Origin of the sequence: Streptomyces sp. NPDC001848, assembly GCF_042891915.1 — a bacterium.
GTDB lineage: Bacteria > Actinomycetota > Actinomycetes > Streptomycetales > Streptomycetaceae > Streptomyces.
On record NZ_JBIATP010000017.1, the window covers coordinates 42,857 to 66,461 of the forward strand.

16 protein-coding genes and 1 pseudogene are annotated in these 23,605 nt (G+C 72.0%); 6 read left to right on the forward strand and 11 right to left on the reverse strand.

Annotated elements, in window-relative coordinates; genetic code table 11:
• Positions 1-19: 19 nt before the first annotated feature.
• The 9 genes from ACFYZJ_RS30525 to ACFYZJ_RS30565 form a co-directional block, all read right to left on the reverse strand.
• Positions 20-3,226 carry a hypothetical protein gene (locus tag ACFYZJ_RS30525; RefSeq protein WP_388573305.1) on the reverse strand — a complete coding sequence of 1,069 codons (3,207 nt, stop codon included), beginning with the start codon at positions 3,224-3,226 and terminating at the stop codon, positions 20-22.
• A gap of 4 nt (positions 3,227-3,230) precedes the next feature.
• Positions 3,231-3,389: a DUF6760 family protein gene (locus ACFYZJ_RS30530; RefSeq protein WP_388573307.1), complete on the reverse strand. Its 159-nt coding sequence runs from the start codon at positions 3,387-3,389 to the stop codon at positions 3,231-3,233.
• Entirely contained in the window at positions 3,386-3,889 is a 504-nt protein-coding gene (locus ACFYZJ_RS30535; RefSeq protein ID WP_388573309.1) for a hypothetical protein, read from the reverse strand. Before ACFYZJ_RS30535 ends, ACFYZJ_RS30530 begins: the two co-directional genes overlap by 4 nt.
• Positions 3,886-4,326 (reverse strand): phage tail protein, encoded by a 441-nt coding sequence (locus tag ACFYZJ_RS30540; protein ID WP_067132325.1) that lies wholly within the window; start codon positions 4,324-4,326, stop codon positions 3,886-3,888. The genes ACFYZJ_RS30535 and ACFYZJ_RS30540 overlap by 4 nt, the downstream gene beginning before the upstream one ends.
• A gap of 35 nt (positions 4,327-4,361) precedes the next feature.
• Positions 4,362-5,918 carry a phage tail sheath family protein gene (locus ACFYZJ_RS30545; RefSeq protein WP_388573311.1) on the reverse strand — a complete coding sequence of 519 codons (1,557 nt, stop codon included), beginning with the start codon at positions 5,916-5,918 and terminating at the stop codon, positions 4,362-4,364.
• A 197-nt stretch (positions 5,919-6,115) separates the two neighbouring features.
• Positions 6,116-8,188 (reverse strand): AAA family ATPase, encoded by a 2,073-nt coding sequence (locus ACFYZJ_RS30550; RefSeq protein WP_388573313.1) that lies wholly within the window; start codon positions 8,186-8,188, stop codon positions 6,116-6,118.
• A complete protein-coding gene (locus tag ACFYZJ_RS30555; protein WP_388573315.1) occupies positions 8,185-8,925 on the reverse strand; it encodes a DUF4255 domain-containing protein in 741 nt (246 codons plus the stop codon). Before ACFYZJ_RS30555 ends, ACFYZJ_RS30550 begins: the two co-directional genes overlap by 4 nt.
• Entirely contained in the window at positions 8,922-12,134 is a 3,213-nt protein-coding gene (locus ACFYZJ_RS30560; protein WP_388573317.1) for a TolB family protein, read from the reverse strand. The genes ACFYZJ_RS30555 and ACFYZJ_RS30560 overlap by 4 nt, the downstream gene beginning before the upstream one ends.
• A gap of 150 nt (positions 12,135-12,284) precedes the next feature.
• A complete protein-coding gene (locus tag ACFYZJ_RS30565) occupies positions 12,285-12,953 on the reverse strand; it encodes a LuxR C-terminal-related transcriptional regulator (protein ID WP_388573319.1) in 669 nt (222 codons plus the stop codon).
• Between the two features lie 271 nt (positions 12,954-13,224).
• Between ACFYZJ_RS30565 and ACFYZJ_RS30570 the strand changes: the two genes are divergently transcribed.
• From ACFYZJ_RS30570 to ACFYZJ_RS30595, 6 genes and pseudogenes are all read left to right on the forward strand, one after another.
• A complete protein-coding gene (locus ACFYZJ_RS30570; RefSeq protein WP_388573530.1) occupies positions 13,225-14,508 on the forward strand; it encodes a hydrolytic protein in 1,284 nt (427 codons plus the stop codon).
• A gap of 329 nt (positions 14,509-14,837) precedes the next feature.
• Positions 14,838-14,996, forward strand: coding sequence for a hypothetical protein (locus tag ACFYZJ_RS30575; protein WP_388573320.1), 159 nt, complete (start codon positions 14,838-14,840; stop codon positions 14,994-14,996).
• A 784-nt stretch (positions 14,997-15,780) separates the two neighbouring features.
• Entirely contained in the window at positions 15,781-17,115 is a 1,335-nt protein-coding gene (locus ACFYZJ_RS30580; protein WP_388573322.1) for a DUF4157 domain-containing protein, read from the forward strand.
• A gap of 183 nt (positions 17,116-17,298) precedes the next feature.
• On the forward strand, positions 17,299-17,904 hold the full coding sequence (locus ACFYZJ_RS30585) for a hypothetical protein (RefSeq protein WP_388573324.1): 606 nt from the start codon (positions 17,299-17,301) through the stop codon (positions 17,902-17,904).
• A 699-nt stretch (positions 17,905-18,603) separates the two neighbouring features.
• Complete coding sequence (locus ACFYZJ_RS30590) at positions 18,604-18,819, forward strand: hypothetical protein (RefSeq protein WP_388573325.1); 216 nt, start codon at positions 18,604-18,606, stop codon at positions 18,817-18,819.
• Positions 18,820-19,002: 183 nt separating this feature from the next.
• Positions 19,003-19,245: pseudogene (locus ACFYZJ_RS30595) on the forward strand (hypothetical protein); the annotation flags it as partial.
• A 93-nt stretch (positions 19,246-19,338) separates the two neighbouring features.
• Here ACFYZJ_RS30595 and ACFYZJ_RS30600 read toward each other — a convergent pair.
• Both ACFYZJ_RS30600 and ACFYZJ_RS30605 read right to left on the reverse strand, forming a co-directional pair.
• A complete protein-coding gene (locus ACFYZJ_RS30600; RefSeq protein WP_388573327.1) occupies positions 19,339-22,497 on the reverse strand; it encodes a DUF1349 domain-containing protein in 3,159 nt (1,052 codons plus the stop codon).
• 222 nt (positions 22,498-22,719) lie between these two features.
• Positions 22,720-23,484: a FadR/GntR family transcriptional regulator gene (locus ACFYZJ_RS30605; RefSeq protein ID WP_388573329.1), complete on the reverse strand. Its 765-nt coding sequence runs from the start codon at positions 23,482-23,484 to the stop codon at positions 22,720-22,722.
• Positions 23,485-23,605: the final 121 nt, after the last annotated feature.

Here is a 23,605-nt window from a genome sequence, read left to right on the forward strand (position 1 = left end):
TGGTCATCCGTTCCAGTCCTCAGCGGCGTCCGTCGTAGGGGCGGCCCGCACGTTCGCGGCCACGCCGCAGATCGGCGCGGAGCAGCCGGGCCATCGGGTCCAGCAGCCGCCGCGCCAGCTCGTCCAGGTCGACCACGGGCTCCTGCCGCGCCCCCACCGGCCCCGGCCTCCCGGCGCCGGCCGTCCCAGGCACCGGCGGCGCGGAGGACGACCGTTGCCCGCCTCGTGGGGGCACGGTCGTCACGGGCACCCCGGCGGACACGGCGCCGCCTCCGGCTCGGGCCGCCTCGCGTTGCACGGCCGGCCCCGTGGGGCCGGAGGCCCGCGGCGGCGCCGTCGCGGACGCTGTCGGTGCCGTACGGGTCGCGCGGACGACCGGCACGAGCGGGGTGACGGCAGCCGGGGCGTACGGCTGGTCCTGGAGCGGTGGTGCCTGCGGATCGGACAACGGCAGCGTGAGCGGCCGTACGGCCATGTCGCCGCCGGCGGTGGTGCGTTGGACGGGCGGAGCAGGCCGTGCGACGGGCACAACCGGTGAGACGGGCGGCCCCGGCTGCACTGCGGGCACGGTCTGCCGGGTCCGCGAGGGACCGGAAGCACCGGAGGGCGCGCCGGCCGACCCCGACGGCACCGGACCGGCAGCGGCGCGCTGTACGTGCGGCACTTCGGGACCTGGCACGGGCGAGGGCGCGGATGTGCTCAGGGCAGGGTCCGGGGCGCGGCGCCAGGACGCGGCGACGACGGGTCGCTCGGCTGCGCCGGTTCCCGTGGGCGGTGCGACGCTCTCCGGGGCACGGGTGTTGACGGTGAGCGGGCGTGCGGCGAGCAGGGCGAGGCTGCGGGGGGCGGACCGCTGCCCCCGAGCCGGGAGCGGTCGGCGCTGGATGACACCGGGTGTGTCCACACCGTCGCTGCCGGAGCCCGGCCGGGCAGTGGTGACCGAGCGGGCGACGACCAGCGGCGCCGGTCCGCTCACGCCTGCGTCGCGCGCCGCCTTGGCCCCACGGGCCGGCGTTCGACCGGCGGTCGAGCCCACGCCGCCTTCCGCCGTGCCCGCAGGCGTCGACGCCTCGCGGGACGTGGGCGCCTGGCCCGGAGAGGGGGACGGGTGAGTCTGCGGGGTGGCCCTGCGCTGCACGGCATCGGTCGCGGAGGCGATCCGGGTGACGACGACCGGCTCCGGCCGGCCCGCGCCCGTGCCGACCGTCGTCGCCGACTCGCCGGTCGAGGTCGCCGGAGGACCGGGTGCGACGGCGTGTTGCACGGAACCGGGTCCGACCGCGCTGGAAGGCGCCGACTGCGGGCCGACCGGAATGACCAGGGGCGTGGCGGGAGCGTCCGAGGCGCTCGACGCAGGGAGGGAAACTCCTTGTATCACTGGTGAGTCGGGGCTCCCTCTGCCGCTGTCGGTGTTCGTCCCGCCCAGCAGCGGCGCGGAGGGCGTCCGGGCACCGGAAGCGGGCGCGGGCGTGTCCGTGACGGTGCGGTCCGGGCGCACCGGGGTGCGCTGGATGCGCGGGAGGGACTCGGCGCCACCGGCGGTCGCAGGGCCCGCCGCGCCACCGGGGCCGGCCGGGGTTGCCGCGTCCGCGGTCGGTGGCATCGCGGACAGCGGCGCCCCGAGTCCACCACGGGCACGGGCGACGGACGGCCCGGGAACGGTCGCTGCGGTACGGGGCGTTCCGGTCGCCTGTGCCTGTGCCTGGGGCTCGAGCCGCGGCTGGATCTGGTGCGGTGGCCGGGTCTGGGGCGTTGCGGTGTCCACACCGTGCGGGCCTGGCGCCGCACCGGTACCAGGAGCGCTCGCCTGGCGCTGCACGATCGGGAGCGCCGCTCCGGCCGGCGGGTGTGTGCCGGTGGTCGGACCGGTCGCCTCGGGCCCGTCGGTGGTCAGCGGCCTGGCGGTGGCGGGCAGTTCCGACAGGGGAGTGCCGAGCGGTGCCCGGCTGTCCGGGCGGGCCGGGCCGGCGGTGCGCTGCACGGGAGGCGCGGGGTTCGGTGTTGCTTCAGCGATGGTTGTCGGCACCACGTCAGGGCCCGCAGCGGGGCGAGCGGCCGCTGGGGCGGGCCGAAGGACCGCGATACGGCGCACCGGCGTGGCCGGCCGCCGGGCGACGGTCAGCGAAGGGCCGAGCGGCCGAGGGCGCACGGAGCGACTGTCGGTGGTGCCCGACACGCGGGCCGGGACGGCGGACACGTCGGGCGTCGGGGTGGCGCGGGCCGTGTGTTCCGTCGTGCCGTTCGTGTCCTGACCGTGCGGCGCGGTGCGGCCGGTGTGCGGAGCCGTACCGGGTCCGGAAGGGGGCCGAGGTGCGGGGCTGTCGGCCGCAGAGCGGAGCACCACGGCGATCCGTCGGACGACCGGCAGGTCGGGTCCGATCGCCGGGCGACCCGGATCGGCGGCGGACCGCTGAACGGGAGTGTCCGGTGCGGCGACGGTCACCAGGGGGCCGGCGGCAACGAGGGCACGGCTGGGCGACGTCCCGGCCGAGCGCTGGATGGAATGCGGAACGGCCTGGCCGGACTGCCCGACCCGGCCCGAGGCCGCCGAAGCGGTCGCGACGGCGCTGTCACTGCTCGCGGTGCCGCGAGGAATCGGTCTCGGATCCACGGCCGCCGTTCCGGCGGAGCCCTGCGAGTCGCTGCCCGCCCGCTGCCGGGACCCGGAATCATGCTGCCTGCCGCTGTCGTGGGGCCGGGCTCCCGGTCGTGTCCTGCGGGACACCGGAGACACGGGCACGGCGGAACGCTGTTGCGCGCCGGCTGTGTCCGGACGCGCCTCGCCGGGTTCCTCGGCGCGCGGACCGGTCTCTGCGGCCTCCTCGGCCTGCGGGCGCGGTACGCGCAGCAGCAGGGGGCCGCCGGCGGTGTGGGTGGCGCGCGGCGCGACCGGACCGGTGACGCCGTGCACCAGGCCGACCGGCGCGGAAGGCAGCAGTGCGTGGCCGAGACCCGCGTCGAACGACGGGTCCTGCCAGGACGTGAGACCCGAGCGGAAGGTGAGGCCGTCGCTCACACCGAGCGGGGTGCGGGCCACCGTCAGCGTCGGCGGCGGCGTACGGCGCCACCCGCCGTCCCAGTCGTGGGGCACGGTCGGACCGGCCGCCCCGGACGCGGGCGTGCTCATGGCACCCGGCGCGGCCGGCTGCGCGGAGCCGGGACCTGCCGGGGTGCCGCCGGCACCTGGCGCCGTGGCCCGGCGGCGCAGTCTGTCCCGCCATGCCATGAGCTCAACCACCTTCGTTCACGCGGGTGTTGATACGAGCGATCTCGGTCACCCACTGCCGCCGCTCGGCGTGGGTGAGGTCGAGGATCTCCTTGCGCTGCCAGTGGAAGTGGTAGGCGATGTACGCGATCTCCTCCCGCAGCCGGGGGAGTGCGTACGTCACGATTCCCCCAGGCGCCCACCCGAGAGGTCGACCTCGAAGCCGCCCTCGCAGTGCGGGCAGACCACAGCCGCGCGGGTGTGGCCCTCGCTGTTGACCCGGCGGTAGAAGTCCTGGAGGAACGCGACGTCGGTGGCGTACATCCTCTCCACGATCCCCGCGTGCACATCGGTGATGGTGCCGAGCCGGGTGATCACCTGGCTCAGCAGCACCACGCTCAGATACGCCGGGTTCTCCTTGACCCGCAGATCGATCTGCGGCCGCAGTTCGTCCCGGGCGGTGGCCAGACGCATGGCGCCGTGCCGGTGGAGCGTGCCCGCCTCGTCCACGTACCCGCGCGGCAGCTCGAACTCGAACTCCGTGCGCAGCCCGTGGTCCTGAGAGGCCGCGGGTCGGGCGGCCGGAGCCTGCGGCGGGACCTGGGGCTGGTCGGCCGCCAGAGCGGGAGCCGTCGCCTCCAGGAACTCCTCCAGGTTGCCGGCCGTGACGGTACGACGCCTCATTCGACGACGATCTCCTCGAACACGATCGTGACGGTCTCGGTGGCCGCGGAGGACTCGCCGGCCTTGAGGGAGGGGCCCTCCCACTTGGAGGCCCAGCCGTTCATCAGCTGGATACGGCGGACCGTCTCGCCCTTGGTGTCCTTGATCTCGATGGTCAGGTTCTGCCGGGCGGTGTCGACGGCACCGTTGTTCAGCGTCTCCTTGATCCACTTGGTGAACTCGCTGCTCTTGTCGAGTCCCCGGGTGATCGTGATCTCACCGGCCTGTCGTGCCCCGGGCTGCTTGCGGATGATCTGCTTGCCCGTCGACGTGACCTGCTTGACCTCGACGACCTCCTCCTCGACGGAGAACCCGCTGATCTCCTGGATCGACTCGACCATGTACCCGCCGAGCTGCACGCCGAAGACGTGAGTGGAGAGAGCATCGCCTTCTGCCATGACTGTCTGTCACCTTTCCTTCGCAGACCCGCGGGTCACTCGTCGATGAGGCTGGTGCTGTCGGAGAACTGGGCCAGCCGGAACACCACGAACTCGGCGGGCTTGACCGGGGAGACGCCGATCTCACAGACGACGCGGCCCTGGTCGATGGAGGTCTGCGGGTTGTTGTCGCGGTCGCACTTGACGTAGAACGCCTCTTCGGCGGTGCGGCCGAAGAGCGCGCCCCGGCGCCACTCCTCGGTGAGGAAGGCGGTCACGTTGCGCCGGATGCTCGACCACAGCCGGTCGTCGTTCGGCTCGAAGACCACCCACTGGGTGCCCAACAGGATGGACTCTTCGAGGTAGTTGAACAGGCGGCGCACGTTCAGGTAGCGCCAGGCCGGGTCGGAGGACAGGGTGCGGGCGCCCCAGATCCGGATGCCACGGCCGGGGAAGGCACGCACGCAGTTCACGCCGATCGGGTTCAGCAGATCCTGCTCGCCCTTGCTGAGCCGGACCTCCAGGTCCACCGCGCCCCGGATCACCTCGTTGGCGGGCGCCTTGTGCACCCCGCGTTCGGCGTCGCTGCGCGCCCACACCCCCGCGATGTGACCGCTGGGCGGGACGGTGGTGTTACGGCCGGCCGCCGGGTCGAAGACCCGCACCCACGGGTAGTAGAGGGTGGCGTACCGGGAGTCGTAGCCCGCCTCCTCGTTGCGCCAGTGCCGTACCTGCTGGGCGGTGAGCCCGGGCGGCGAGTCCAGGACGGCGACCCGGTCGCCCATCTGCTCGCAGTGCGAGATGACCGCGAGCTGCACGGTGCGCACGCCCTCGGCGTCGATGTCACCGCGCTGGTAGGCGCCCATCAGATCCGGGACCGCGACCATGGTGATCTCGTCGATGCTCTCCAGGCCGGCGAAGCCGGTCCGGGCGGAGGCGTCACCGACGTACTCGGCCGGGTCGATCCGGGACACCGCGCCGGCGACGGGCGCCGCGGGCGAGGCCGGGGCGTCGGGCACGGCCACCGTCTGGCTGGCCGGCCGCGTCTGCGTGGCGTCACGCTGCTCGGTGACCTCGACCAGCTTCGACGCGCGCAGCTGGGTGACCACATAGCCCTTGACGTTCTTGCGGGTGGAGACGTCGTACGTCTCGACCACCTGCTCGCCCTGGCGGACCAGCAGCTTGAAACGGTCCTCGGGCGGGTTCTCGCCGTCGGCGTCGGCGACCTCCACCGACACTCCGGAGGTACCGGGCCTGGCCGTGATCTGGAATCCGCCGAGCGTCAGCGGCTGGGCCGCCCGGACGTCCCGGGGCCCCTGGCCGCCGCCGGACGTCGCGGCGCCGTCGGCGGAGCCGCCGATGCGCACCACGTAGGCCGCGCCGCCGCCGTTGGAGAAGTAGCCGTACACGGCGTGCGCGAGGTAGGTGCCCTCGGTGAACCCGCCGAACAGCTGGGAGTACTGGTCCCAGCTGGTGACCAGGGTCGGTTCGTGGAAGGGACCGCTCTGGGCGAACCCGACGAACGCGGCGACGGCGGTGCCGACCCCCTCGATCGGGCGGGCACCGGACTGCACCTCCTCCACGTACACGCCCGGGGTGAGGTACGTCGGCATGCTCGCTCCTTCACGTTCCATCGGATCACCTGCGTCGATGCCGAGTCTCCGGGGCGGATCAGCCCCGGCGGCAGGGGCGCGGGTACCTTGCCGGGGGCAACCGCACTGCCTTTCCGGACGCCCGTGCGGACCGCTGGGGAAGGGAACGGCGTCCCGGACCGCCCGCGTTTCGGCACGGGGCCGGCCGGCGAGGCCCCTCAGGCGCCGAGGACGTCCGCCAGATACGGCCCGAACTCGCTCTCCAGGACCAGCCGGCCGAGCTTGCGGTACTCCTGCACCACCGCCGTCACCAACTGCCGCATGGTCAGCGGGCCCCCGCACTCCGCGGCCAGATAAGCGGCGGTGACCGCGCAGGCCCTGATGGAGCCGCCGGCCAGTTCGAACCGGTCCGCGCAGAAGCCGAGGTCCAGGTCGTCCGCGCGGGGCAGCCGGGTGCCCAGACACCTGTCCCACAGGGCCAGCCGCTGGGCCGCGTCGGGCACCGGGAACTCCGCCACCACGTCGAGCCGGCGGATGAACGCCTCGTCCAGGTTGGCCCGGAGATTGGTGGTCAGCACCGCGATCCCGTCGAAGGACTCCATGCGCTGCAGCAGATACGCCGACTCGATGTTGGCGTGCCGGTCGTGCGCGTCCTTGACCTCCGAGCGCTTGCCGAAGATCGCGTCGGCCTCGTCGAAGAGCAGGACCGCGTTGACCGCGGATGCCTCGGTGAAGATCCGCTCCAGGTTCTTCTCGGTCTCGCCGACGTACTTGTCGACGACCGTGGACAGATCGACCACGTACAGATCCATGCCGAGGTCCGCGGCGACCACCTCGGCCGACATCGTCTTGCCGGTGCCCGACTCGCCCGCGAACAGCGCGATCACGCCGCGTCCCCGGCCGCCGCCGGGCCGCATCCGCCACTGTCCGAGCACCTGCTCGCGATGGCGGGCGCGGACGGCGAGTTCACGCAGCCGGCGGTGGGTCGCCTCGGGCAGTACCAGGTCGTCCCAGCCGACCGCCGGCTCCACCCGGCGGGCCAGCCGGGCCAGTCCCGCGCCGTTCTGCGCGCGTACGGCGGACCTGAGGTCGTCGGGGCGGACCGGGCGGCCCGCCAGCGCGGCGGAGCGCAGCGCCGCGTCCGCCGCGCGCCGCAGTTGTCCGCCGTCCAGACGGTGCGCGGCGACGGCCCGGGCGAGGGCGTCGCCCGCTACGTCACCCTCGGCGTCGGCCAGGGCCAGAGCGTGCCGCCAGCGCGTGGCCTGCCGCTCGGGGGAGGGCGGAGCCACCGGCAGGACGACCGGGGTGTCCGGCCCCCATGCCGGGTCCCAACCCTCCCTGCCGTGGGTGAACAGCGGGACGCCGCGCAACGCCGTGCACAACTCGCTGATGGCGCGGGTTCGTTCGGCCGGTGCCGCGGACAGTGCCTCCAGCGGGCCCAGCACGACTCCGGCGCCGGTGAGGCGGGCCTCCAACGCCGCGACCCGGGCGAGTGCGGGCACCTCGCCGGAGCGTCGGGCGAGTGCCGCCGCGTCGAGGACCAGCACGCCCAGCCCCACCGCGCGCAGGGCCGCGCCGGCGAGTCCTGGCGCGTCACCACCCCGGTCGAGCAGATGCACCGACCCCGTTCCGGTACGGGCGGCACGCGCCGCCCGGCGCATCTCGTCCACGTCGGCCGTCGGGTCGTCCGCAGGCTCGCCGAGCACTCCGGCGAGCCGGGCATCCGGGTCCGTACCGCCCAGCAGATGGCCGGTCACCCGGTCCGGTACCGCGAGCACCCGCGACAGCGGTGGCCGCTCCGGCTCGGTGACCTCCAGCAGTCCGCCCGCGACCAGTGGCGCTCCCGGTGCGAAACGGAACCGGGCGGCCGACGCCGATGCGAGCCCGCACAGCTCCAGCGACAGGGCGACCGTGGGCCTACGGCGGGTCAGATCGTCGTTGAGATAGCCGTAGAGCCGCTCGAAGCGGTTGTCCAGGTCCGGTGCCAGCGCGATCAGCAGCAGGTCGGTGTCGAGCGGCGACAGCCCGAACCGTGCGGCGAGCGTGCCGAGCACGGAATCGGGCGGCGGGGACAGCGGCTCGTATCCGGGCACGTCGAGCCCACCCGGATCGTTCAGGATCCGCTCCACCGTCTCGGGGGAGAGGTACTGGCCGCGGTAGGGGTCGTCGGGGTCGGGATCGACGGCACGGCGGGCGGCCACCGCGTGCCGGACCCGCTCCTCGACCAGCCGCAGCCGCTCCCACAGGGGATCCGTGCCGGCCGCGGTGACGACATCGGCGGGATACGTCACGGCTGGCGGCCCCCTCTGCGGCGGCGGGCGGGCGCCGGGTGCCGCTCGCGCGGACCGGCGAAACCGTCCGGCCCCGGGTCGCTCACGCCCTCGTAGCGCAGCCGACGCCCCGGCACCGGATCCCCGTCCTGCCGCTGATCCGTGTCCTGCCCGTGTGCCCCGTCCTCCCGGTGATCCGCGGCCCGCACCACGAGGCCCTCGGTCACCGGCGGCGCTGCCGTCCTGCTCGCTCCGGCGAGCGGCGCGCGCACCCGCACACCGAGCGATGCCTTCAGCTCGCCGCCGAGCGCCGACCACACATCGGAGGCGGACGGCCCGTCGGGCCCCGCCCCGGCGGTGTCCAGCGAGACGGTCAGGCCCAGTTCGGCCAGCGAGCCCGTGAGCAGCCGCTCCGGCAGCGCGTCGACGGCCACCAGCGTGGCCAGCACCTGGGCCAGCAGCCGATGCTCGTCCTGCGGGCGGCTCGCCCACGCCGTGACCAGGTACGTCAGCTCGAACCAGCGGGGCGGGGTGCGGCGCGCCACCACGTGCCCGTCCGCGTCGTACACCTCCCCGGCGCCGCTGCCACGCCGGCTCGGGTCCTCCCGGATGTCGTACAGGAACGCGCAGACGGTGGGGGTGTTGCGGCGCGCGGCCCAGTCCCGGGTCGGCGCGTCGAGGACGATCTCGACTCCGGACGCCTCCAGCCCCGACTCCGCGAGCAGACCGCGCAGTGCCTCGTCGACCTCGTGGATCACCGGCGGGTCACCTCGTCCGGCGGCTGCACACTGCCGTTCACCACCAGGAAGTCGGTCTTCACCGGGGAGAATCCGGGCCCGCTCGCGGTGATCGTCCGCGGACCCGTCTGGTCCTTGGTGAGGATGAGCAGCTGGCCGATGAACGTGCCGTCCGGCCCCGGCACGGTCGGCGCCGCGGCGGCGGTGATCCCCGGCTTCCAGCTGAAGCGCACCGGGACGCCCGGCGGGAAGTCCTTGCCGCGCACCGAGGTGACGAAGCCGGGCTTGCCGATCGGCGGGACGGCGACGATCTTCGGCTGCAGGATCCGCAGCGTGGTGTGCGTCCTGTTGTCCCGAGGGTCGGCGTCCGTGCCGGTGGTGGTGAGGGTGCCGGTGACCCGGCCGGTCAGCGCGTGGTCGGGGGAGAGCACCACCCGTACGACGGTGGAGTCGCCCTGGGCCAGGTCCGGCAGCGCACACACCCAGCGGGTGTCGCAGCCGGCCGGCGGCCCGCCGTTCGGGATCCCGGAGGGCAGTCCGATCCGCAGCCGCAGCCCGGTCGCCAGGGCGTTACGGCCGTTGCGCACGGTGTACGTCACCACGACCCGGCCGCCGACATAGCCGGGGTCGGGCTGGGCGGTGACCCGGACGCCGGGGCCGGCCTTCGGGGCGGGCGGTGTCGGTGGGGTGGGAGGTGTCGGAGGTGTCGGCGGCGTCGGAGGCGGGGTGGGAGGTGTCGGAGGTGTCGGCGGCGGGGTGGGAGGGTTGGCCTTGTGCACCGGTACCACGGTCCGGGCGGTGTTGTCGTCGGGCCGCGGGTCGATCACGCTCCCGGTGACCGACCAGTCCACCGGCTGGTCGCCGGCGGTGAGCCCGGTCAGCGTCACGGTCACCGGCACGGTCGTGCCGGGCGGCACCACACCGATGTCGCACTGCAGGGAGGCGGCGTCACAGGGGCCGCCCGGCCGGCGGATCCTGCTCACGCTCACCCCGGCCGGCGGCGCGATGGTCAGCCGGGTGCCGGGCGAGGCGGCCGGGCCGTTGTTGACGACGTCGACGCGGACGTCCGCGGAGTGACCGACGGTGACCGCGGGCACCGTGCCCGGGGCGTGCACGGCCAGGTCCACGGACTGCTGGACGCTCGGCTCCTTCTGCCGCCCCGGCAGTTCCAGGGTGAGCGCGCTCAGACGTCCGGTCGCCACATTCAACAGATGCAGCTTCTCCGGGCAGTTGACCGGCGTGTCGGTGCGTGCGCTGAAGACGATCCCGGTGCCGTCCGCGGTCCAGGCCGCGTCACGCGGCTGGTGCGGTCCGGTGACCGAGCTGTCGGGCAGCTCCCGGCGGCAGGCGTCGGCGTCGCCGCGGGCCGATTCGGGCAGCAACACCTGGCAGGTGTCGCCGGACACGGAGGTGAGCACCATGCTGTTGTGCTCGTTGACCTGGCCACCACCGTTCTTGCGGTTGAAGGCGATCTGCCGGCCGTCCGGCGAGAACGCGGGACTGTCGTCGATGACCGCGCAGGTGCCGGGGCAGATCGTCGCGCTCAGATCGCGCTGCTGGTCCAGGCGGTCCACCGGCACGGTCCAGATGTGCTTGTTGCCGCCGTTCCCGTCGATGGTCATGTTGCGGGTGAAGGCGAGCGTGGTGCCGTCGGAGGACCAGGTGGGCTGGGCGTCGCCGCCCGTCTGCCGGCCGGTCGGCGGCACGATCTCGTGCACGATCGCACCGGTGGACGCGTCGGCGATCAGGATGTGCCCGGAGCCGGAGGCGGAGCCGACCCCGCCCGGCGACGTCCGGGTGAACGCGATGAACCTGCCGTCCGGCGACAACGTGGGGTCGGTGTCCCAGTCCTTCGGTCCGCGCCCGGCGAGTGGCATGGGCGCGGCGTTGGAGCCGTCGGCGTCCACCGTCCAGACCCGCTCGATCCGGTTGTCCGTGTCCCCCTCGAACCGGGTCACCACGATGCGCCGGCCGTCGGGTGTGTAGTTCTGCCGCTCGGTCCACGGGTCGTACCCGGCCGCCGGGTTGAACAGGGGGTCCTTCGCCGGATCGGTGTTGCTGTCGGCCGCCGGGTCCTCGTTCAGGATGGTCAGCCCGAGGTCACGCGGGTCGGCGCCGTCCGCCCGGACGTCCTGGAGGGTCACCACATGCGGGCCATGCACGCCGTTCGCCGTGTTGCTGCCCTTCGCCGAGGTGCGGTCCACCACGACATAGCCGCCGTTCTGCGGGCCGACCCAGGTCGGCGTGCCGACGGCGCGGTCCTCCATGAGCACCAGGTTCGGGCCCGACGCGCGGTTCTGTACCTGGTACACGTGGTCCCAGTCGCCCTCGCAGCCACAGGTGCGGTCCGGGCTGAGGAACAGCACGCCCTCCCCATCGGGCGTCCACGCCGCCCCATGGGTCCGCCAGCCGGTCGGTGCGCCGGTGAGCAGCGGCTGGTCGCCGGCCGTGCCGCCGGTCACCCGCAGCCGGGGGCCCGTCGAGTCGCCGGAGGCGGTGGGGGTGGAGGTGTACGCGATGAGGTCCCGGTGCGCCGGGTCGTTCACCGGGTTCCACACCGGTTCCGTCGCCTTGTCGCCCAGCGTGCCGGTCACCCGGGTCGGGGTGCCGCCGGCCAGCGGGCGCACGTAGATCTGCTCGCCGAGGACGGCGTCGCTGTCACAGGCGTACGCCAGGCGCTGCCCGTCCGGCGACACCGTCGGGCTCTCCTCGTTCGCCGGTGTGTCGGTCAGCCGGGTCAGCCCGGTGCCGTCGGTGCGCACCAGCCACAGGTCGCGCTGCTTCCTCCCGTTCGGGCCGCCGGGCTCCGCCGAGTCGAACACCACGGACCTGCCGTCCGGGGTCAGCCGGGGGTGTGCCGCGTCCCGGTCGCTGGTCAGCTTGCGCACCGAGCCGTCGGGGGCGCGTAGATAGATCTGCGGGTTCTTCTCGTCGCGGCGGCCGGCGAACACCATCGTGTCGCCCAGGGCCGACGGCTCGACGTCGTAGTGCGCCGGGCCCGCCCCGAACAGCGGCTCGCTGTCCTTGGTGTCGATCACCTTGCCGAGGCTGCGGTGCCCGGTGCCGGCGTAGGCGATCCGGGTGGCGGAGGCGTCGACGGCCTTGGGCTGGGCCTGGGCGCGGCCCGGTCCCGAGGCCGCCGTCAGCGCGAGCAGCGGGACGAGCAGGAGCAACGAGGCTCCGAATCTCCCCAGCCGACGCCGCCCGCCGGGGTCAGCGGTGCCGTTCACGGTCCACCTCGCAGTCTCGGAACACATGGGTCGCCCCGCCACTCTGCGTCCGCGCGGGCATCGCGCGGCAGGGCGGCGGGGCCCTGCCAGGGGGAAGCGCGGGCTGCGCTTTCGGGCAACGCCACGATCACTGACGTAGGTGACGCATACTCAGATCAGGCCGTTGCGCAGTGCGTAGCCGACGGCATGGGCCCGATTGCGCAACTGCAGACGTGTGGTGATCTCATGCAGCACGTTCTTGACGGTCCGTTCGGAGTACGACGTCTTCTGCGCTATCTCCGCCGTGTCGAACCCGTCCGCCACCAGGCGCAGCATGTCCGCCTCGCGCGCGGTCAGCGTGGACAGGGTCAGACCGTGCGGATCGAGCGCCGCGCGCTGCAAACTGCCCACATGGCTCAGTAACTTGCCGAGCAGGTCACCGGGGAGCACACCTTCGCCGTTGGCCAGCGCCAGCACCAGATGAAGGAGCCGGTCCTGGTCCGCCTCGGCGCGCCGCAGCACCGCCGCGACACCGCACTCGATGACCCGCTGCAGTGCCGCGGACTCGAAGGAACCGACCACGAGTCCGGTGCGGGTCGCACGGTTGCGCTGCAACCGCTGCAGCAGGGCTATCACCTCGTCGTCCACGGAGTCGACGACCACGAGGGACGCGTGTGCCCGTTCCGCGTCGGTGTCGTCCAGCAGTTCCACCTCGGGACGCTGGCGGAGCTGGTGGACAACACCGATGCGCAGGACCAGGTCCTGGGCGTGGACGGCGACGGAGACCCGGTACGGCTGTCCGGCCGTACCGGCCTGATGTGCTGCTGTGGAGAGGGACATGCGGAGTCCTGTTCCAGTGGGAGTAGGGAAGGGATGCGGAAGGCCGCGGAAGCCGAGAAGGGCACGGCGGCGGGGCCCGCCGGAGGTTCGCGGGCCGTTCTATGAGTCATCAACCGGCCTGCTACTTCCGCGAGTTGACCTTGACCACGCGGGGCACGCACCCTGCCCGCATGTTGCCCTCGCACCTCTCGTGGCCGTCCGGAGGCGGTTCTACGGTCGTCGCGTGATGCCTTCTGCAGCCTCTTCCGGCCCCGGACTGCCCGGGCTCGACATGCCCGACGTGACGGTGGCCCCGGGCGGTACCGCCTCGACCCGCCTGACCGTCCGCAATGACAGTGATATCGTCGAGGCGTACACCTTGGAGGTCGTCGGTGACTGTGCGGCTTGGGCCACCGTGGAACCCGAGCGGGTCTCGCTGTATCCCGGCACCTCCGAGACGGTGACCATCCGGCTGGACCCGCCCCGCTCGCCCGAGGTTCGCGCGGGTGATGTGCCGCTGGGCGTACGCGTGCTGCCGGCCGAGCACCCCGAGGCCGTCACGGTGCCCGAAACGACGGTGCACGTGGAGGAGTTCCACGAGCTGCGCACCGAGATCCTGCCGCGCCGCCGACGTGGCTGGCTCCGGGGCCGCTACCGGCTGGCGATGCGCAACGAGGGAAACGCCCCGGCCCGGATCGCCCTGACACCGGAACAGCCGGGGGAGGAGCTGCGGTTCGCGTTCACCGCAGCAGAACCGACGCTGGAGCCAGGCGAGTCGGCGGAGACCCGTCTGCGGGTACGCACCGGCAAGCCGGTCTGGTTCGGCAAGCCCGTGGTCTGGCCATTCACCGTACGTGCCACGGACACCGCGGCCGCTGAGCGTGCCGAGCGGCCCGGCGCCCGCGTTCGGCCGCCGCTGGAAGCCGAGTTCGTTCAGATCCCGATCTTCCCCAAGTGGCTGCTCGCGGTGCTCGCGGCCCTGATAGCGCTGCTGCTCGCGTGGTTCGCGCTCGTCCGTCCGGCGGTGCGCAGCGCCGCCAAGCAGGCCGCCGACGAGGTGGTCCAGCCGCGGCCCACACCCGGTGGACAGAACGGGCAGTCTCCAGGGACCGGGTCCGGGGACAAGGCGGGTACGGGTCCCCAGGCCGGCAAGGGTTCGACGTCGGGCAATGGCGGGGGTGGCGGCACCGGCGGGGACGGTGGCGATGGCGGCACCGGTCAGCAGAGTTCGGCCACGATCGACGTACAGACGTCCGGCGGGCAGGACAAGACCGGTACCTATGTGGTGCCCAAGGGCAAGGTGTTCGGGATCACGGACATCGTGGTAGCCAACTTCCAGGGCGACGAAGGCGTCATGACCATCACCTTCGGCGACCGGAAGATCACCACGATCGCACTGGAGACCTTCCGCAATCAGGACTACCACTGGGTCACCCCCATCAAGATCCTCGAGGACGCCAAGGTCGCCGTGAAGGTGACGTGTGCGAAGCCCGGTACCCCGGCAACTGGCCAGCAGGCACAGCAGTGTCATGAGGTCCTGAACGTCAGTGGCGTACTCAGCGACGTCACCCGGTGACATCACTCCCTCGAACATCGTTCGCCTCGTAGGGCACGAGCGGAAGAGCAGAATCCCACTCCGTCCGAAAAACGGCAGAGCGCGGGATGTTTCCCGGCACATTTCGAAAAGCGCCGGAGGCCCGGAAGCAGGGGCCTCCGGCGGCTTCCGTTCGGCTCCCGTGAGTTCAACCACTCGGCACGGATGGCCAGTTCACGCACCTGACGGCACGCCTTGCAGGTGCGAAGGCACCCTGAGTGGGTGTCAAGGCGGCGCGCCGAGTCCGGCCCGCACGGGGCCCGGGTCCACGCCGTGGAGCCCTGACCCACTCGCACGCAGGGCACGGCGGCATGGGCGAGGACCTCGACGTCCTCGGTGCGCAGGCCCTCGCCGGACGGCCCGCCGCGGCCCGGGAGATCGTCGAGGCGATCGCCTGTCTGGCGGGCGACGCCGCGAGCTTGGTGCAGGGCGCGGTTCTGCCCGCCGACGGCGGCCGCACGGTCGTCTGACCGGCCCTGGCAGGGGGCGCGACGGGCACCGCACGTGCCCGGGCCCCTGGCCGTGGCGCCGTATCGCGGAGGGGCACCGGCCGCCGCGTCCCTTGCCGGCAGAGAGCCGATACGCCGCTCGCGAAGGTGCCCGGTCTGCCGGTCACCCGGTCCGGTCGAACGCGGCGATGAGCCGACCCAGATCGCGACGGCGGGAAATCGGCCGGCCGCACCGCCCGGGTGCGCCGCACCAGAGAGTGCCCGACCAGCCGTGACCAGGCCACATGGTCGAACAGCGGTCGCTGGCGGCCGGGTGGGGCAGTGTGAATGCCCCGCCCGGATGCGACCGCCGCCAGCCTCACGCCCGCGATCAGCGCCAGCCTCACGGGAGCCTGCGGACCCGGATCCGGCCGTGGCCGCACACAAAACGCGGTCGGCTCGTCGTACCGGGCGGGGCTGCCCGGGCGGGGGAACCCCACCCACTGCAGGTCCCCGAGCGCGTCGAGCGCGATGCCGTCGGGACCGGCGAGTTCGGTTGCCCGCTCGGCGGCCGGCAGCGCCGCTGACTGCCCGGCCGTGGACAGGTGCCGGGCCTGTATCCGGGTGTCCGGATACGCCTGGACCAGGACCCTGTGGAGCCGCGCGAGGTCGTCCTCTTCCCGCACCGGTGGTACGCGGTACCACGCCGGAACCCGTCCGACGGCAATCCCCTTGCCCGCAAGGCTGCCCTCGCGTTCATTCCGCGGCCCGGCGAGTTCGGGCAGGCTGTGGTGTTGAAGTGTGTCCGGCTTCGAGGGGAGCACCCGTGCGCGCGCACGACAAGGAGAACGAGCAGAGCGACACGCGGTCCGCGCCGCGTCGGCCGGCCGGCCCGGCGCCCGCCGGGCTGGAAGCGCTGCAGCGAGCGGTGGGCAATCAGGCGGTCACGCGGGCCGTCGCACGGGAGCGGGACGGGCAGGTGCAGCGTCGCTCCCTGGTACACGATGTGCTGCGCTCTCCCGGCAGGCCCATGGACGCCGGGCTGCGTGACGAGATGGAGGCCCGGTTCGGGGGCGCCGACTTCAGCGGTGTGCGCGTCCACTCGGACGAGCTCGCCCGCCGCTCGGCGGTGGAGATCCAGGCCAAGGCGTACACCTCGGGAGCGCATGTGGTCGACGGCGGCCGGATGACGAAGGAGGACTGGGCGCACGAGCTGACCCACTACCTGGACCAGCAGGCCGGCCCGGTTCCCGGTACGGACAACGGCTCGGGCCTGCGCGTCTCGGACCCCGCCGACGCGGGAGAGCGCCGCGCGGTCGCCAACGCGCGCAGGGTGATGAGCGGCGGCGCGCCGGTGCAGCGGACGGCCGAGGAGCACACGAGCGGCCACCCCACCGGCAGCCACCGGACCCACGCGGCCTCGCCCGTCCAGCGGACCGAGGACGACGACCTGCGCAACGCCAAGACGCCGGACGAGATCCTCGCCGCCCTGAAGAAGTCGGGCCATTCGGACGACGACGCCTGGCAGTTGATGCAGTACATGACCTCCCAGCAGTTCCGGCCCGGTGAGGGGCAGAGCGAGTTCAACATCCTCGACAGCATCAAGCAGGCCTCGCAGCAGCCCATTGCACCGGTCCGCAGGAGGCAGGCCGGAGAGCTGCTGGCCAAGCGGTGGACGATCCGTCACTACACGGGCCGTGATCCGGAGAACCCGCCGAGTTTCACGGAGATCGCGTCGACGTACGAGAACGCGGCCGCCGGCCGGGCGAGCGAGCACACGAATGTCGCCGACTGGCGCTCGCTCGGCAACATCAAGTTCACGTTCTACCTGGTGGCCGTGGACGGCAAGGTGCCCCAGCGCAACTGGCTCAACAACACGCACTGGTACGCGGAGTGGGACCTCGACGAGATCCCGGACTGCTGGATCTCCCCGGACCTGCTGGAGAAGATGAACAAGTCCATGGACGCCGACGCGGCCCGAGAGACGATGAAGACGGCCAAGGCGTTCCGCGGCACCGGCGCGCAACTCAAGGAACTGCTCGCGGTCAGCGCCTTCGGTAGCGGCAACGATCCGGCCACCGCCCTCGACACCGCGATCGGCGGCGCCTTCGAGCTGAAGGTCCCCGGCGGGCTGACGGTCAAGGAGTGGAAGAAGAAGTAGGTCCCGGCGAACCGTCCGGCAGGGTCAGGAGGAAGCGGAGGACGGTGTCGACATCGGCGCCCATGAGCGGGGTGCCGTGTGCGAAGCCTGGAGACCGTATGGCTCACGCCCTGGTCTGCGGGCGGAGTCGCCCCTGCGCCACCAAGACCGACATAGGGCGATGGACAAAGGCGGTCCGAGGGCTTGCTCCTGGGTGCGCGGGGGCAGCGGGCGAACGCTCGCTGCCCCCGCCCGGCCTGGAACCGGAGGTCAGTCCCCCTTCTTGAAGAGCGTTTTGTCCTACCCAACGAGCCCCTGAGCTGCATAGATGACATTCTCGGCAGGCGCAAGATCGACGGCGACGCCGAGGAAGCCGTCGCAATCCTGGCCTCCGTTTTCGACCGCGCCACTGGCAACCAGCTCTGGTACCGGTGGACAGTCGTCCGGGCCATCCGCGCCACCGCTCTCCTCGGCGCGGCCGCCCGGCCCCTCGTCCCCCGACTGGAACAACCGCTCGCCGACCCCGAGACGGTCCCCGCCGCCGCCCTCGCGCTGCTCGCCATCACCGACCCCGACGTCGTCGATCTCGGCCGACTCGTCGAGGCCGCCCTTCACTCGGGCGAAACCGGAGCGAACATCGCCGGTGCCTGCGAGGCTCCCCAAGCCCTCGGTGCCACCGCCTTGAGCACCCACCAGCGCCTGCGCGTCGCCGAACTCGCCGACAGGGACCGGCGCATCGTCGGCGCAGGCGTCGCGAACAGCATCATCCGCGAGGACGAACGGCTGCGCGCCATCCTGACCGCCATCTGATTCCGAGGCCGGGGCGGACGAATAATCGATCGCCGCCCCGGCCCTGCGCTTGCCGAAGCCACATCCGCACAGTTCAGGCGGCATCGCCGCGCGCAGCGCACCGGTCGGCCACCCACAGCAGCCGCGATCAAGAACCTCGTCCTGCGAGCGCCCGCCCCACATGAGAAGTTTTCGACGCCGGCGCCACGGCTGCTGAGCCGGGGCGCCGGCGGACCCGGCAGCCGGCGCCACGGGATCGACATGGGGCCGTGTGTACGCGGGGGTCGAGGCCGACGCACGGAACGGCACAAGGGCAAGGCTCCGGCGTGCTGAAGGAGATCGCTCCTTCGCCCAGACATGCCGGTGAGGCCTCAGCGGTGACGTCGGCTCTGCTGTCAGGGAGCGTCGCCGGCGACCCGGTCAGGTGCCATGGACCGAGGTCGGTCGGGCCGGCGACGGCTCCTGGGTGACCGCTGAGATGCGACCGACTCGTCACCGTCATAGGCCCTGGACAACGTCTGCTGGCACTCCGAGGGGATGCCTGCCGCCGGCCGTACCGGGGCCGCCCGGACGAGTCCACGGAGCCCTGCCGGGCGTGTTGCGGCGACGAGCTGTGTCGCCTTGCCGCCCATGGAGTGACCGACGACGACGTTCCCCCTTGCCGAAAATCTCATCCGCCCTGGTGGGAGCCGGTTTGCCCGGTACGCGTTGCGTTGTCGCATGCGCCTCGAGGAGCGCGTCGAGGTCGCCGGCATCGGTCAGACAGGCCGCAACGATCTCAGGCTCCGGGCGGGCCGGTTCGGCCTTGGCTGCGGTGAGGGCGGGTGGGGCGCGGGCCTCGGCGGCGGCGCGTTCGGTGTCGGTCAGGGGTGCCGGGCCGGGGCGCATCTCGGCGCCGTGGACCCGCTCAAAGGCGAGCAGAGCCGCAGCGGGTGAGTCGAAGGCGTCGGCGACTTGTCGCAGGTGGTCCTCGCCGTGGAGGTAGACGGACTTGCCGTTGCGGTGGAGGTAGGTGCCGACCGCGACGGTGGTGTGGCCGTCGTGGGCGTGGGCGCGTCAGGCTCTTGAAACCGCACGCGACTTCCACGCCCGTCTGGTGCGCGCCGGCGCAACGCGGTCCTCGCCGCCCCCCACGCTTCCCTGTGGGACCAGCAGATCCGCGTCAGCGCGGCCTCGACCACCCGTCCCGCGCATGTCATGGAAGACGTCGAGGAGCACAGCACGCCGGCACGCGCCCTGGCCGAGGGCGACCCACGGAGCGCACTCGAGTTGCTGGTTCACCACATCGCCGCCGTCGCCCGCCGTATCGGCTTCGGGGACGGCCCGAGCCTGCCCGGCACGGGCAGCCCTCAGAAGAACTGATCGAAGCGTGGCGGTGCCCCGCGTGATGGTGACGCAACACCACCACGCGGGGCCGGTCGCGGGATCCGCCGACGGTCGCTCCGGTCCGCTTCGTCAGTTCACGGAGAACTGGCTGAAGGCCGCGGTGCCGGGTGCTCCGCTGTGAGCCGTGAAGAACACCCCCGCGTCCTCGGTGCTGTTGGCACCGGTCAGCGTCGCGGTGCCCACCGTGGTCCAGGTGGTGCCGTTGGCGGAATAGGAGCCGGTGACCGACGTGCCGTTCCTGACCAGGCGGAGCCAGACCGGGGCGATGGCGGTGCCGCCGGTCGTGGTGGTGCCGGAGTCGAGGTAGCCGTCACTGTTGGAGTCCCACTCCAGGGTGACCCCCTTGCCGGGCGTGGCGGCGAGGACGACATACCCGGTGGAGGAGGAGGTGCCGGTGATGTCGTTGCGCAGCATCAGGCCGGCCTTGCCCCAGCCATTGGTGTTGTCCTGGCTGTCGACATGGACGGTGACGGTCGACGACGTTCCCGCCGCGCCCGAATGGTAGGCCGCGGAGTAGTCGTCGTCGTGTTGCGCGCCCGCGGCCCATGTGTCGATGCCCGCGTTGGTCAGGGAGGTCACTCCCTGGCTCTGGCCCACCGCGGCCGGGATGGAGCTGTAGGCCTTGAAGGGGGAGGTGACGATCCGCAGGTTGCTGAAGGCCGCGCTACCGACGGTGGTGCTGTGGGCGCTGTGGATGACACCGGCGTCCTGAGTGGCGGCCATGGACGGCAGGGTGACCGCCGAGCCGACCTGCGTGAAGCTGGATCCGTCGGTGGAATAGAAGGCGGACACCTGGGTGGCCGTACGGGTGAGCCGCACCCACACCGGCGCCTTGACCGTCGAGGACGTACACGACATCTGGTCCAGGTAGCCGTCCGCGGTGGAGTCCCACTGGAAGCACACGCCGTGGCTCGGGGTCGCCGTGGCGACCGCGTATCCCGGGGAAGAGCCGTTGCCGGTGAGGCTGTTACGCAGGACGACGCCCGCCTTGGCCCAGCCGTTGGTGTTGTCGATGTTGTCGACCCGCGCGGTCACCGAGGTGCCGTCGACAGCGGAGTTCGCCAGGTAGACGGTGCCGTAGGCGTCGTCGTGCTGTCCGCCGGCACCCCAGATGTCGGCTCCCGCGTCGGTGACGGTGAAGCGGTCGCCGCTCTGGCCGGTCAGGGCGGGAGTGGAGGAGTAGCCGCTGTAGGGGGCCGTGACGGGGGCGGTGGTCAGGGGCCGGTAGAGGGGCTGGACGCCCGCGTTGTCCATGACCGTGCGGGCGCCGGAGGGCCAGTTGCCGTCGGTGACGACCACCGTGCCGCTCACCACATCACCGCGGCCACCGTTGAAGATGTCCGTCGAGGGCGTGGTCGACCAGTTGTCCTGGAGGGTGAGGGCACCGGTGTTGTTGGTGGAGGTGCCGTTCTGGTGGGACCACCGGCCCACGTTACGGAAGACGTTGTTGGTGTCCGTGAAGTTCCTGGATCCCTCGTCGTGGTAGAGGCCGTAATAGTTGTTGTTGGTGTGGCAATAGTTGCGTTCGAAGGTGCTGCCGGGCGACGCCGACAGGGTGTACATACAGCCGCCGTCGTTCATCTGCTGCATGACGTCGTGGATGTAGTTGTCGGTGATGTGGTTGTTCGCGGCGGTGGTGGGGGTCTGGTAGATGGGCTGGTAGTTGTACAGACCGCGGTTCACGTAGTCCTGGCTGCCGCCCGGGTCGTTGGTGCCCCAGCCGTAACCGATGGTCAGCCCCGAGTAGGGCAGGTTGTACACCTCGTTGTGCGACACCGTGGCGCCGTTGACGTAGGTGACCAGGATGGCCGACATGTCCCGGTAGTCGAGCGCCACGTCGTGAATGACGTTATTGCTCAGTGTGATGTTCTTGTTGGTCATCCGGCTGTCACTGGGGTGATGCGCGTCCGCCTGGAGCCCGCCGACGACGATGCCGCCGCCCGCGTCCTGGGTGAAGACGTTGCCGGTGGCGGTGATGGTGTCGGCGCCGAGTCCGACGCCGGTGGCGTGGGCGTTGGCGTCGTTGCCGATGCCGAGGCCGTCCTGTCCGAGCTGGGTGAAGCGGTCGCCGGTGAAGGTGATGTGGTCGGCGGCCGAGACCTGGACGGCGGCCGGCATCTGGCTCCAGTGGGGGCGGGTCGCCTCGAAGAGCGGACAGCCGCCCTGGCAGGAGGTCAGCGCGTCGGAGGGACGGTCCCAGGTACCGGTGAGGTACGCGCCGGTCTGCTGGCTGGCGTAGCCGTCAGTGCTGGGGCCCAGCCAGCTGGTGCCCGAGAACTGCAGACCCGAGAACGTGATGTGGGTGGCGGGAGAGGCATAGCCTCCCCCGACGTCGACGAGCGACTGCAGCTTCGGCACCTCGACGTCCGCGGTGCTCATGTTCTGCCCGGGGAGCGGCTTGTAGTACAGGGTGCCGGTGCCGGTGTCGAGGTACCACTCCCCGGCCGCGTCGAGGAACTCGTAGGCGTTCTCGATGTAGAGCGGTCCCGACCGGAAGGGTTTGGTCAGGGTGTCGTAGCCGAAGGTGTTGTCGTCCCAGGCCGGCTGATCCATGGTGATGGTGCCGTTGCTGATGCCGGACACCGGGGAGTAGCGGTCGGTGAAGGATCCGATGCCGTGGATCTCGGTGCGGCTCGGGGCGGCCAGGCTGTTGAGGTAGTTCAGCGCGGTGTTGGTGAAGGTGTAGCCGCTGGTGGTCGCGGTCAGGTCGGCGCGGTTGATCGAGGAGCGGGCCCTGGTCGCCAGGACGCCGTCGACGTACAGCTGCCGGGTGTCGAACCCGGTCCCGACCTTGGCCTGCCAGATGTTCTTCGCCGAGTCGTGCAGCGTCCAGCCCGTGGCCCGCTGCGCGCCGGTGATGACCGGACGGGCGCCCAGCGCGGCCTTCCAGATCACCGAGTGACCGCCGGTGCCGGAGTCCGCCGCGGTGAAGGTGAGGGGGGCCGTCAGCCGGTACGTGCCGTCGGCGACCTCCACGACGATGTCGCCCGTCATGGAGTTGTTCATGGCCCGGACGTTGGTCTTGGCCTGGGTGAGGGAGCACGGCTGGCTGGTCGAGCAGGCGGTACCGGTGCCGTTGGGGGACACATAGAGCGTCGCGGAAGTGGCCGCGAACGCGGGGACGGCCTGGGCGACGACGGCCCCGGCAGAGGCGGTGAGGAGCGCGAGTGCGGCCAGACATGGTCTGAGCCGGTCACGCACTGCGGGGCGGAAGCGGGGTGGGCGCATCTGGGACCTTCCGACGGTGCAAGAGGGCACGCGCGGGGCGTCCTCCCACTCGTGGGAATACAGCCCTGCGGTGATTGCGGAGGTGATACGGCGACGTAACGTTAGTCGTCATACGTATGCTGTCAATATGTGCGGCAGAAATGGATCTGCACCGCAAAGGAAACCCGCCCCCGGCCTGACGGCTCGGGGGCGGGTTCCGGCGCACGCAAGGGCGGGATGCGCTCAACCGGTGAGACCGGGGTGCGGGATACGGCGGCGGCTCCAGGCCGCTTCGATGTGGGCCGTCATGGCCTGCGCCGCACCCTGGGGGTCGCGGGCCAGAAGCCGCTCGGCGATCCGGCGGTGCTCGGCGTTCGCCTGCTCGCAGGCGTGGCTGTCAGGAGTGCCGGTGTACAGGAACGTACTGCGGGCCTGGGTGTGGACGGTCCGGATGATGGAACGAGCCAGCCTGTTCCGGGACGCCTGCATGATCCGGTCATGGAAGAGCACATCGGTCTCGATGAACCGGGCGGGAGTGGCGATCTCCTCGTCGAGGCGGCCGAGCAGCCGCTCCACCTCCCGGAGATCGTCATCGGTGGCGAGCTCGGCGGCCTGGGCCGCCATCTGTGCCTCAAGGGCCGAACGCACGCCGACAAGCTGGTCCAGCACGACGAGTTCGTCGTCGTGCTGGACGGTGGCCGCCAGCACGACAGGATCCAGGAGATTCCACTCCTCGGACTGGGTGACCGTGGTGCCTGAACCCTGCCGGGCCCGAACCAGCCCCTTGGCCTCCAGCGACTTGACCGCCTCACGGATCGTGATGCGGCTGACGCCGAACGTCTCGCAGAGTTCAGGCTCGACCGGCAAGGTGGAGCCCGACGGGATGGCACCCGAGACGATGCTGTCGGTGAGGGACTCCACCACCGCATGGGCCAGCCGCGCCGGTCGCCTGGGCCAGGGTTTCAGGGCCGACGAATCCTCGACGCCGCTTCGACCGCTCTTCGCCATATGGCCCCCTTACCGGTGTGGACGCTCGCCGAGTCTACTGCGCCGAACACCTTGACAGCATTCATATGACGACTTACGTTACACGAAAATTTCGCAGCAATAGCTGCCACTGCAAGGGGTA